This is a genomic window from Planktotalea sp. (assembly GCF_049680325.1).
Lineage (GTDB): Bacteria > Pseudomonadota > Alphaproteobacteria > Rhodobacterales > Rhodobacteraceae > Planktotalea.
Window position 1 is genome coordinate 1 of record NZ_JBAUHO010000376.1, and the last position, 12,338, is coordinate 12,338.

The 12,338-nt window shown below is 56.4% G+C and carries 11 protein-coding genes; 4 read left to right on the forward strand and 7 right to left on the reverse strand.

What is annotated here, in order from left to right:
* The 7 genes from trkA to dusB form a co-directional block, all read right to left on the reverse strand.
* Window positions 1-968: Trk system potassium transporter TrkA (trkA, locus tag WBC85_RS16740; RefSeq protein ID WP_424439991.1), on the reverse strand; the 968-nt coding region annotated here is incomplete at its 3' end.
* 100 nt (window positions 969-1,068) lie between these two features.
* On the reverse strand, window positions 1,069-1,953 hold the full coding sequence (locus WBC85_RS16745; protein ID WP_424439994.1) for a hypothetical protein: 885 nt from the start codon (window positions 1,951-1,953) through the stop codon (window positions 1,069-1,071).
* Window positions 1,954-1,955: 2 nt separating this feature from the next.
* Entirely contained in the window at window positions 1,956-3,371 is a 1,416-nt protein-coding gene (locus WBC85_RS16750; RefSeq protein WP_424439997.1) for a sigma-54-dependent transcriptional regulator, read from the reverse strand.
* 15 nt (window positions 3,372-3,386) lie between these two features.
* Window positions 3,387-5,615, reverse strand: coding sequence for an ATP-binding protein (locus WBC85_RS16755; protein WP_424440021.1), 2,229 nt, complete (start codon window positions 5,613-5,615; stop codon window positions 3,387-3,389).
* A gap of 165 nt (window positions 5,616-5,780) precedes the next feature.
* Window positions 5,781-7,148, reverse strand: coding sequence for a response regulator (locus WBC85_RS16760; RefSeq protein ID WP_424440000.1), 1,368 nt, complete (start codon window positions 7,146-7,148; stop codon window positions 5,781-5,783).
* Window positions 7,149-8,234, reverse strand: a complete 1,086-nt coding sequence (locus WBC85_RS16765) for a two-component system sensor histidine kinase NtrB (protein WP_424440003.1) — start codon at window positions 8,232-8,234, stop codon at window positions 7,149-7,151.
* Window positions 8,231-9,226 carry a tRNA dihydrouridine synthase DusB gene (gene dusB / locus WBC85_RS16770; RefSeq protein WP_424440006.1) on the reverse strand — a complete coding sequence of 332 codons (996 nt, stop codon included), beginning with the start codon at window positions 9,224-9,226 and terminating at the stop codon, window positions 8,231-8,233. The genes WBC85_RS16765 and dusB overlap by 4 nt, the downstream gene beginning before the upstream one ends.
* A gap of 137 nt (window positions 9,227-9,363) precedes the next feature.
* On the opposite strand from dusB, the gene WBC85_RS16775 reads away from it, so the two are divergent.
* From WBC85_RS16775 to WBC85_RS16790, 4 genes are all read left to right on the forward strand, one after another.
* Entirely contained in the window at window positions 9,364-10,512 is a 1,149-nt protein-coding gene (locus tag WBC85_RS16775; protein WP_424440009.1) for a bifunctional 2-C-methyl-D-erythritol 4-phosphate cytidylyltransferase/2-C-methyl-D-erythritol 2,4-cyclodiphosphate synthase, read from the forward strand.
* Window positions 10,509-11,006: a phosphatidylglycerophosphatase A family protein gene (locus WBC85_RS16780; RefSeq protein WP_424440012.1), complete on the forward strand. Its 498-nt coding sequence runs from the start codon at window positions 10,509-10,511 to the stop codon at window positions 11,004-11,006. Before WBC85_RS16775 ends, WBC85_RS16780 begins: the two co-directional genes overlap by 4 nt.
* Entirely contained in the window at window positions 10,961-11,479 is a 519-nt protein-coding gene (locus WBC85_RS16785) for a CinA family protein (protein WP_424440015.1), read from the forward strand. Before WBC85_RS16780 ends, WBC85_RS16785 begins: the two co-directional genes overlap by 46 nt.
* Window positions 11,480-11,632: 153 nt before the next feature.
* The coding region (locus WBC85_RS16790; RefSeq protein WP_424440018.1) for an ammonium transporter at window positions 11,633-12,338 on the forward strand (706 nt) is incomplete at its 3' end.

Below are 12,338 nucleotides of genomic sequence, written 5' to 3' on the forward strand. Positions count from 1 at the left end.
TTGGCGCGCACTGCCGCCAGCATGTTGGTTTTGTCATCATCCGTCACCGCCAGAACAGCATCCGCGCGGCTGATGTTGGCTTCTTCGAGCAATTCCGCGTCCAAACCGTCCCCATGCAGCACGATCGTGCGCTCTAGCGCGTCAGCGGCGCGTTCGGCCACGGCCCGGTTTTTCTCGATCACTTTGACACGCACACGCGTTGCCCGTTTTTCCAACGCCTGCGCGACCGCCAAACCGACATTGCCGCCGCCAATCAGAACAACGCGTTCTTGCACGCGGTGCGTCTTGCCGAATATTTCCATGGTACGGGTAACGTCGTTAACGTGGCTAAAAACATAGCACTCGTCGCCAACCAAAAGCTGATCTCCGGCCTCAGGCGCAAAGAGCATGCCTTCGCGCCGCACCCCCACAACGATCGAGCGCAACGTAGAGAAAAGATCGGTCAACTGGCGCAGCGGCGTATTCACCACAGGGCAGTTGTCTTCAATCAGCAAGCCAAGCAACTGCGCTTTGCCGTCCAGAAAGGTTTCCGTATCAAAGGCCGAGGGCGCGGAAAGACGTTGTAGTGCCGCGTCTGCGACTTCTTTTTCGGGCGATATCACGACGTCGATCGGCATGTGATCGCGCCGATAAAGATCGGAATAGATCGCATCCAGATAAGACTGGCTGCGCAACCGCGCAATTTTGCGGGGAATTCCGAAAACCGAATGCGCCACTTGGCAAGTGACCATATTCACTTCGTCAGAATGGGTCGCTGCAATAATCATATCTGCATCGCGCGCACCAGCACGGTCCAGAATGTCCGGATAGCTGGCAAAACCAGCTATGCCCTGCACATCAAGGGAATCCGTTGCACGGCGCACAAGATTGGGATTGTTGTCAACAACGGTGACGTCGTTGCGCTCGCCTGAAAGATGTCGTGCAATTTGCCAGCCCACTTGGCCGGCACCGCAAATAATGACCTTCATGTTCGGCCTCTGCTCAAATCACGTTCGGACTGAATGACAGAGTGGCCCAGTAGCGTCAATGCTTGAGCCGATCTTTGCCTTTCAGGGGCTTTTGGGCAGATCAAAATATCGTATCCAATTGGGTGTCGCGGCGAATTGCCTGTATCAGCTTTCTGGACGGGACATGTTTGGGGTTTTGCGCGATTTCAGGCAACTGCGCGATCCGCGCAAGTAGCTTGGGCGATGGCAGTGTGCCCTTGAGATACCCCAATGCCGTATCGGCGTGTTGATCCATTTTCTCGGGCTTGTTTTCAAATGCTGCGCCAATCAGTTTGGACAAAACGCCTATGCTGGACAAATGTTTGGCCACCACATGGCCACTGGATGGAAACAGGTAGTGCCTTAGATGGTCACTATTCGGCACCATAGCCGCGTAGGTTGCGTCGCGCCCGTTCAATCCATGTGCCATACATATCCGTTTCGGACGGTCCAAAAGATCAAACACAGTCGGATGCGTCCTTGCCTGCGGGACATTGTAAAGCCAGGCATCGCACCGCGTATCAAAACGCCGCGCGGTCTGATCCACGACAAGCATCGGGGCCAAGGCGACCATGACCTCCACCTCGAGCAGGTCAGCAAACAGAAAACCTGAATAAGCACCCATAGAGGAACCCAAGACATCCACACGGTTCAAACCATGCTGGCGACAAAGCTCTCTTGCTGCTTTTTCCACGCGCGTCATCAATTTCGGCGCAAGCCCGAAGCTGCCGGGCTTATCGACAACAAACAACACATTATGCAGCCCATGTTGTGATGCACTGCCAGAAAAGGCGGTCGTCTTTACATCGCGCCACTTCTTTTTCGGCGCGTAGCTGGAAAACACGACGACAAGCCGTTCAGAACGACCTTTTCGAAATTGCAGCAATAGCTGTGGATCGTCGAGGATTGTCTCGGTTACAACACCACCAGTGGGTGATGCTTCCCCACTTTTGTCGGAGCTGCTCATACTTAGCTGGCGCCTTCCACTTCTTCATCTTCGATCCGCGCCACGCGCGCGCCCGCTTTGTTGGTCGTCACAACCCCCAAAGATTTGAGTTTGCGGTGTAAGGCGGACCGCTCCATGCCAACGAAATTTGCCGTACGGGAAATATTGCCGCCAAAACGGTTGATCTGCGTCAGCAGGTATTCGCGTTCAAAGGCTTCACGCGCTTCGCGAAGCGGCAATGTGGCAAGAGAACCAGAAAGCACAACGCGCCCTTCCTCGCCCGTTCCACTTTGCTCATTCGGCAATTCGCGCGCTTCAATCGCTCCGGTGCCATCGCCAAGGATCAACACACGCTCAACAAGGTTCTTCAACTGGCGCACATTGCCGGGCCAAACCATCGTTTGCATGAGCGCAGCTGCCTCATCCGAAAATTTACGCAAGGCAAGGCCCTGCGATTTATTGCATTCCTCGATGAAATGCGCACCCAAAAGCGGGATATCTTCACGGCGCTCTTCCAGTGACGGCACAGGGATCGGCACGACGTTCAGGCGATGATAAAGCTCCTCGCGGAAACGCTCCGCAGCGATTTCTGCCTCCAGATCACGGCTGGTCGAGGAAATAACCCGCAAATCAACGCGCACCTTGTCAGAGCCGCCAACGCGGGTGAACTGTTGGTCCACCAACACGCGCAAGATCTTGCTTTGCGTGCCCAGCGGCATATCTGCGACCTCGTCGAAATAGATCACCCCGCCATTGGCCTGTTCCAGCAAACCGGGCTGAATGCCTTGATCCTTGCCCTCGCGGCCAAACAGAACCTCTTCCATGCGATCAGGTTCAACACCTGCACAATTGACCGTTACAAACGGCGCATCGGCGCGGTTGGAATGGGCGTGAATATAACGTGCGGCGACTTCTTTTCCCGAACCCGCAGGACCACGAAGCATGACCCGTCCGTTAGATTTGGTCACCTTATCAAGCTGGCTCACCAATGTGCGGAAAGCTGCGCTGTCGCCGATCATTTCCGTGCTTGGAGCGTCACGACGTTTGAGCGAAACGTTCTCGCGGCGAAGTCGCGAGGTTTCCATCGCACGGCGGATCACCACCATCAGCTGATCGATATTGAACGGCTTTTCAATGAAATCATAGGCCCCCTGTTTGATCGCGGCCACAGCGATTTCAACGTTGCCGTGTCCCGATATGATTACGACAGGCACGTCGGGAAAGTCTTTTTTGACCACTTTGAGAATATCGATCCCGTCCATCGAGCTGTCTTTCAGCCAGATATCAAGGATCATCAGCGCAGGTTGTTCCGCTGTGACTTGCGCCATGCATTCGTCTGACGTTCCCGCAAGCCGCGTGGTAAATCCTTCATCTTCCAGAATATCGGAAATCAGCTCCCGAATGTCCCGTTCATCATCTACAATTAGAATGTCGCCCATCATTCTCTCCACCAATTAAGTCGCTAAGGTTTCATGGTCTGGTTCGCCCGAACCCAGCAGAGGCAATCGTACCACTGCCATTGCGCCGGGGCGTCCCTGCCCGTTTGTCAGCGGTGCGTCGGTCAGAACCAACGAGCCGCCATGCTCTTCGATAATTTTCTTCACGATCGGCAAACCCAGTCCGGTGCCTTTGTCGCGTGTCGTTACATAGGGTTCAAACAAGCGCGCGCGATCTTCAGGCAGCCCGATACCGCTGTCTGCAATCTTGATGACGGCACAGTCTTGCTCTTCGCTCAGCTCGATGCTGACGTTGCGCACGGTGCTTTGGGCACCAAACTTTTCTTCATAGCTTTCGATCGCTTCGCCTGCGTTCTTGATAAGGTTGGTCAGCGCTTGCGAAATCATGGTCGCATCCAGCTCGGCGATCATTTCGCCCTCGGGCAAAATCACCTCAAAGGAAACGTCGGGCTGCCCGGCCTCTTGTAAAAGCGCGGCGTCACGCACCAGCGCAATCACATTGTCACTTCGGCGATCCGGTTCAGGCATACGCGCGAATTTGCTGAATTCATCAACGATACGGCGCAAGTCGCCCGTTTGGCGAATAATGACCCCCGTCATCTGTTGCAGCCTTTCGGCTTCATCGCCCACAAGCGGCGAAAATTTGCGCTGGATGCGCTCAGCCGAAAGCTGGATCGGCGTCAAAGGGTTCTTGATCTCATGGGCAATCCTGCGCGCGACATCACCCCAAGCGGCCATGCGCTGCGCTGTTACAAGATCGGTCACATCATCAAAGGCAACAACATAGCCCTCAAGCGTGCCATCTTCGCGAAGACGGCGTGACATGCGCACCAAAAGGTTTTCCATTTGCCCGTCGCGGCTAACCTTCACCTCGCCCTGCGCCGTGTTCATATTAGAGCTGCGCAACTTTTCCAAAAGCGGACCGAATTCAGGCACCGCAACAGACAGCGCAACGTCCTGTTGATCCTGATGCCAGCCAAGCAAACGCTCGGCCGAGCGGTTCACAAAGGACACGCGTCCTTCTGCCTCCAAACCGACAACACCCGAAGTCACCGATGAAAGCACCGAATCAAACATGCGGCGGCGGCGGTCGATCTGACGGTTGTTTTCCAGCAGCGTGTCACGCTGCCCTTTCAACTGGCGGGTCATCTGGTTGAAGTAGCGCCCCAGCATGGCGATTTCGTCATCGCCTTCTTCTTCAAGAACCTGCACATCCAGATTCCCTGCCCCGACGCGCTGCGCTGCGCCAGCAAGTCGCCCAACCGGGCGCGAAAGACGTTCCGCAAACCACAGCCCAAGCCAGACCGCAGCTAGAATAAGAATAAGCGCAAAACCAATGTAGATCAGACCGAACTCGAACAGGCGGCGTCCACGTTCACTTTCTTGTTGCTGATAAAACAGCGCGGTTTCCTGGGTTTCATCAAGCAGTTTGAGAATTTGCCCGTCCACACGGCGACTGACATAAAGGTAGTGGTTCACAAAGCCCGTTAAATTAACCAAGGCGCGGAACTCGTTGTTTTCCCAGTCTTGTATGACGTGAATGCCGTTGATCCGTGCGCTTTCGATTTCGATCGGTGCAAGCTCGTCAAAGTCGAAAAGATACGAACGCTCGCCGCGCGCACGAATTTCGCCAGTGCCATCCACAACAAAGGCTTCGCGCAGTCCACGCTGGATTTGAAGCTGCCCGTCACGCAGGACTTCACGAAGGCTTGCCGTGCCCGTAAATCTGATCTCGTTGCGCCGCAGGTTCAAATAGGCAGCGAGCGCCTGTGCGTCCAGTTCCAGATCGCGGCGTTGCTCGTGCTCATAGGCTTGCGCCGCAGCAAGAGAGTTGCCGACAACCCGTTGAACGCGCTGCGAAAACCAGGCTTCCAAACCCATGTTGATGGTCAGCCCCGCAAAGATCGCAACCGTAACCGTCGGGATCAGCGCCATGAGCGCGAAGACCCCTGTCAGGCGCAAGTGCAAGCGTGAACCGGCCGAGCGCGCGCGCCGCGCGGCAATCATTTGGGCCACGCGTTGCAATACCAAAGCGGCAACAACAAGGACATAGACCAGATCGAGCAGCAAAACGAACCGCAACGCCGGCCCGCCGACATTTTGATCCAAGGGGCCAAGAACAAGGAATGTCGCAAGCGCCAAAACAGGACCAAGCAGGACAACGCCAAGCGTGATCGCGTTTTGCACACGACGTTGCCGACGCAAATGCGCCATTCGCACCCACATAGATGCCTTTTTGCGCCGCGCTAGATGCGCGGGCGCTGGTCCGTCTAAAGGCTGGCTCACGCGCTGCCCTCGATCTTTGGGAGCATGATGCTCCACCGCCAAATTCTGTGGCTCTCGTTAGAAATCGCGCAAGCGATGTGTTTGGGCCACGTTTATGTTGCGGTTTTACATCAATTTGCGTTGCCGTGTCACGCGAATATCGAGGTCTGTTATCTTCTTACGCAAGGTATTGCGGTTAATACCTAATAAATCAGCACATTTAGCCTGATTTCCACCCGTTGCTTCGAGCGAGATTTCTATCAAAGGTTGCTCAAATTCGCGCAAAATGCGTGCATAAATGCCAGCTGGCGGCAAAGATCCGCCGTGCAAATCGAAATATCGACGCAAATGACGTTCAACCGAGGCCGATAATTTCTCTGTTGTCATCTCGCCCGTCAGGACAGGTTCGAGATTCGGTTGGCTGCCAAGAACCATCTCGACTTCGGCGCGTGTGATCGCATCCGTGCGCGCCGTCAGGCCAAGGCGGCGCATCGCATTTTCAAGCTGGCGCACGTTCCCGGGCCATGAATAGTCGTGGATGAGTTTTGCAGCCTCGGGCGAAAGCGCACGCGCCATAGCCCCGTCCTGTTCCGACTTTGCCAGAAAATGACGTGCAAGGACTTCGATATCATCGACGCGCTCGCGCAGTGCAGGCACCGAAAGGGTCGCGCCGCCAAGGCGATAATACAGGTCCTGACGCAGTCCCCCGCTTTCCAGCTTGCTGGCCAGATCGACGAGTGAGGTCGCAAGAAAACGCGGCACGTGATCGCCGGGCGCATCCATCATCCGCACCAGCCGCGCTTGGGCGGCCAGATCAATGTCGGCGATTTCTTCGATAAGCAAGGTGCCGCCCTTGGCACGGGCCAGCGCGCGCGCAGGCCCTTCGATGTCTTGAAGATCGGCCGTGGTCATCGTGATGAAGGGCAAAGTCCGACGATCTGAAAAATCGTGGATCGCATGGGCAATCGCGGTCTTGCCGGTGCCCGATTCACCTGTGATTAACACAGGGATATCCGTATTCATCACCCGTGCGATCAGGTTATAAAGCGCCTGCATGACGGGTGTTTGGCCAACCAAAGGCAGCTCGTCCGCAGTTGCGCGCTCGATGGGCTGCGCGCTTGACTTGGCATTACGCGAGGCCAGCGCGCGGGCCGTTCGTTTCATCAGATCAGGCAAATCGAAGGGTTTGGGCAGGTAGTCGTAGGAGTCTGCCTCATTGGCTTTGATCGCTGTCATGATGGTATTTTGCGCCGAGATGATGATGACAGGCAGGCCCGGGCGATCTTCGTGAATTTTGGGCAGCATTTCCAGCCCATTGCCATCTGGCATCATCACATCCGAAATCACCACATCGCCGCGCCCTTCCGCGACCCAGCGCATCAAGGTTGTCAGTGACGAAGTTGCGTGGACCTTACAGCCCGCGCGCGTCAAGGCTTGGGTCAGTACCGTTCGAATTGTGCGGTCATCATCCGCGACCAGAACCGTGCCATCCATTTACTTGCTTTCCTTCTGTTCAACTGCATGTGCAGGGGCCATGGGCAGTGAAATCCGAAACACTGTGCGCCCGGGCACAGAATCGACCGAAATCCAGCCGCCATGGTCTGAAATAATCTTTGAAACCAGCGCCAGCCCGAGGCCTGTGCCGTTTTCACGACCCGACACAAAGGGATCGAAAACATCATCGGCCAAGTCAGGCGGCAATCCCGGCCCGTCATCGATAATCTCGATCTGAAGTGGCAGCGCAGGTCCGTCCCCGCTTGCGCGGCGCAGGCGGAACGAGTGTTCGAAATAGGTGTGCAGCGTAATTGTACCGCCGCCATTGCCAGCCGCTTCCGACGCGTTTTTGAGCAAGTTCAACACGACTTGCAGCAATTGATCCGCATCGGCATGGGCAAGCGGCAAGGACGGGTCATAATTCTCGACGATCTTCATCTCGGCGCCATAACCCAGCAATACTGAGCGCCGCGCGCGGTCAAGCACGTCATGCAGGTTCACCGCCCTAAGGTCGGGTGCATGCAAATTGCCGAATTGCTCGACCTGTTCCAGCAGCTTCACAATGCGGCGGGACTCTTCAACGATCAGATCCGTCAATTCCAGATCTTCGGGCGCAAGGTTCATCGACAAAAGCTGCGCCGCGCCTGTGATCCCTGCCAACGGGTTCTTGATCTCATGGGCCAGCATTTCGGCCATGCCTATGGCGGATTTCGCCGCGGATTTGACCCCTTGGCTCTGCGACACACGCCCCGCCAATTCGCGCGGGGAAATCATCAGGACCATGACACCGGCATGCCCCATCAAGGGCGCGATATGCAGGTTGCATTGCAAAGGCGCGCGCTCGCCCGTGCCGACGTCCACATCATTGACGAACAGCACGGATGAATTGTCACGCGCCCGCGACAACGCGCTTTCCAGCGGTGTCGCTACAGCCAGTTTGTCCCATATGGGCGAGCCAAGCAGCGCTTTGGCCGAACTGTTAAAAAAACCTTCGGCGGCAGGGTTGATGTCGGCGATTTTGTCGCCCGCATCGATCAGCACAGTGGCGACAGGCAGTGACATCCAGATGGTTGCATCACGGATCATGCGACGTCCTCCTTTTGCTCGACCGGGTTCAAGGCTTCTGGGATCAGCCGCATAACCACGTTTGGATCACGGCAGGTCAGAATAGTTTTACGCAAGGCTTTGGGTGTGGCCGCGTCGTCCATGTACCAGCCCAAATGCTTGCGCGCGACGCGCCCGCCAAGTGCGCCGCCGTAAAATTCCAGCATCGCGCTGTAATGGCCTTGCACCATTTCACCAAATGCTTGTCCCGTTGGAATTTCAGGCATTTGCGTGCCAAACAGATCAGCCGCAATTGCCGCCAAGGCCCAGGGCCGCCCCTGCGCCCCGCGTCCGATCATAATACCGTCAGCCCCGCTCAGGCGCAGCGCCTCGCGTGCGCTGATGGCATCGACGATATCGCCATTGGCAATCACCGGAATGCGCACCGCATCCTTGATCGCGCGGATCGCGGCCCAATCGGCGCGCCCTTTGTAAAACTGACAACGCGTGCGCCCGTGGATCGTCATCATCTGAATGCCCGCGCTTTCGGCGCGCACGGCAAGCTCACCCGCATTAAGCAGATCATCATCCCAGCCAAGGCGTGTTTTCAGCGTCACAGGCACATCAACCGCGCCGACAACCGCTTCAATCAGCCCAAGCGCATGATCGAGGTCCTTCAGCAGCGCTGATCCCGAATAGCCGTTGGTCACCTTTTTCGCGGGGCATCCCATGTTGATGTCGATGATTTTGGCGCCGTTGCCAGCTGCCATGCGCGCCGCTTCGCCCATCCAATAGGCATCGCGTCCTGCGATCTGTACCGAAGTATGCGCCGCCCCAAAGCCAAGTTCTGCCTTTTCGCGCACACCCGGCTTGGCTTGAACCATTTCCTGACTCGCCACCATTTCGCTGACCACCAGCCCCGCCCCGAACGAGCTTACCAGCGAGCGAAACGGCAAGTCCGTGATCCCAGCCAAAGGTGCCAGCAAAACCGGCGGTGTCAATTGGTTGGATCCGATATTCAAGCAAGCGTTCATGTCATTGGTCTACTCAGCAGTTTCGGCGGCCTCAATGGCGTATGCATATTTTGCAAGCACACAATAGCACGCTGCTTAAATTTTAAGCAAATACACCCGAGATTGCACAGTTGAAGCCGCAAGGCTAAGACGGAATTATGAATGTTTCGCCGAACTCAAAGCGCATTGGCGCGGTAATCGTGGCCGCAGGTCGCGGAACCCGCGCGGGTGGCGCCCTTCCCAAGCAATGGCAGTTCATTGCGGGCAAGCGCATTGCCGCATGGACCGCTGAGCGGTTTTTGGCGCGCTCCGATATTGCACAAATCGTTTTGGTTATTCATCCCGAAGATCAACAGTTTGCCAATGAAATCAAGGGCATTCAGATCACCTTTGGCGGCGCGACGCGGGATGCGTCCGTGCGCGCGGGGTTAGAGGCTTTGGGCGCAGACATCACGCATGTTCTAATCCATGACGTGGCCCGTTGCACGGTGTCCGACAGCGTCATCGACGGGGTGGTTACGGCCTTGGGCACCGCGGATGCTGCGGCACCTGCGCTGGCTGTGTCCGATGCGCTTTGGCATGGTACCAACGGCAAAGTTTCAGGCACACAGGATCGCACAGGCCTGTTTCGCGCGCAAACGCCGCAGGGCTTTGCCCTGCCAGCAATCCGCGCCGCACATCGCGCCTTCAATGGCATGGCCGCGGATGATGTCGAAGTCGCCCGCGCTGCAGGTCTTGACGTGACCATCACGCAAGGCGATGAGAGCAATCTGAAAATCACCACGCCCGACGATTTCAAACGGGCGCAAGCGATACTGGAGCGCTCGATGGATATTCGCGTTGGCAATGGATTTGATGTTCACGCGTTTGAGGATGGCGATCACGTGATCCTTTGCGGTCTAAGCATTCCGCATAGCAAGGCGCTTAAGGGGCATTCCGATGCGGATGTGGGCATGCATGCAATCACCGATGCACTCTATGGCGCCCTTGGCGATGGCGATATCGGTCAGCATTTCCCGCCCTCCGATCCGCAATGGCGCGGCGCTGCGAGCGAAATTTTCCTGCGCCACGCCGTTGATCTGGCGCACGCGCGCGGCTTTTCCATTAGCCACATTGATTGCACGCTGATTTGCGAGCAACCAAAGATCGGACCGCACGCGGATGCGATGAAAACCAAACTGGCCGCGCTGATGCAGCTCGACAGGACGCGCATTTCCGTCAAGGCCACCACAAGCGAGCGCCTTGGCTTTACAGGACGCGAGGAAGGCATCGCCGCCCTTGCCACAGCAACATTGGTGAAACCATGAACGCACTTGCCCGCCTGATCGGCACTGTTTTTTACGTCGGCCACCTGCGCCCTGCGCCCGGTACATGGGGATCGTTTGTAGCCTTGCCTCTTGGCTTTGCGATCTTTCAGATCGGCGGTTTCTGGCTGTTCTGTATCGCCATTGTTGCGGGCTTTTTTAAAGGTTGGTGGGCAACCGAACAAATGACCAAAGACTCAAGCAATCATGACCCGTCCGAAATCGTCATCGACGAAGTCGTTGGCCAATGGATTGCGCTGGTGCCCGTTTTCTACGGTGCCTGGGTTTTGGATATCGGCGCGCAAGTGCTTTGGCCCGGTTGGATCGCAGCCTTCGTGTTGTTTCGCGCGTTTGATATTATGAAGCCATGGCTTGTCGGCTGGGCAGATCGGCGCGATGACGCGCTTGGTGTGATGCTGGACGATGTCATTGCAGGCATATTTGCGGCGATATGCGTTGTCGCCCTTGCTGCGTTCTTTCATCTGGTATTGATGTGAGCATCGCCGCGCAAATCCTTGATATCGCGAAACAACGCGGCGTGATGGTGACCTGCGCAGAAAGCTGCACGGGCGGGATGATTGCAGCGGCGCTGACCGATATCGCAGGTAGTTCAGCCGTCTTTGAGCGCGGCTTTGTCACTTACACCAATGCAGCAAAGCAAGACATGCTGGACGTCAAGGCGACGACGCTTAAAGCCCATGGTGCTGTCAGTGAAGAGGTTGCCCGCGAAATGGCGTGCGGTGCCTTGGCAAACTCCGACGCGCAGATCGCAGTGTCTGTAACGGGCATCGCAGGCCCCGGCGGATCAGAACATAAACCTGAGGGGCGTGTGTGCTTTGGCCTTGCCCATAATGGTAAGGTTTTTAGCGAAACCATCGAATTTGGTGCCTTGGGCCGCGAAAAAGTGCGCGAAGGCGCACGCGATCACGCATTGCAACTGATCTTGTCCAGCTTTTCACGCAGCGCTTAAATTTTATGCATTACTTGTAATTTCTTGCCCTTTTTGAGGGCAGTTTGTATTTTGCATGCTCTTTCATCACTGAAAACGCTGCTCGCCTCTTTTTAAGGCGGCGCAAGCACGGCACTGACAGCGCCAACTAAGTTGAAGCAACAGGAGCACGTGATGAACGGTGCAGATACAAGTTGGATTATTGTCGCGACGGCACTGGTCCTTTTCATGACCCTTCCCGGCCTTGCGCTGTTTTACGGCGGTTTGGTGCGCGCGCGCAATGTCTTGAGCGTGTTCATGCATTGCTATGCCATCGCCTGTTTGATGAGCGTGCTCTGGCTGGTAGCGGGCTATTCCATCGCCTTTGGTGATGGCGGTGCGCTTTGGGGCGGACTGGGCAAAGCCTTTCTGAACGGCGTTACCGCAGACAGCCTGTATCGCACATTGCCCGAAGTCCTGTTCTTTGCCTTTCAGATGACTTTCGCGATTATCACACCTGCATTGATCGTGGGTGCCTATGTTGAACGTGTCGGCTTTGGTTTTGTGCTGCTGTTCTCTGCGCTCTGGATGCTGTTGTGCTACGCACCTGTTGTGCATTGGATATGGGGCGGCGGCATGCTGTCCGATGGTGGTATCTTTGGTGAAACCGGCGTCAAAGACTTCGCAGGCGGTATTGTCGTGCATGAAACGGCCGGCCTGGCCGCGCTTCTGATCGCTGTGTTCCTTGGACCACGCAAGAACCAGCACACACCGCCGCATAACCCCGGTTTTGTGATGATCGGTGCCGCAATGCTTTGGGTCGGCTGGTTCGGCTTTAACGGCGGCTCGCAACTGGCGGCTGATGGCGGCGCGGCAATGGCGATCACCGTCACACATATTT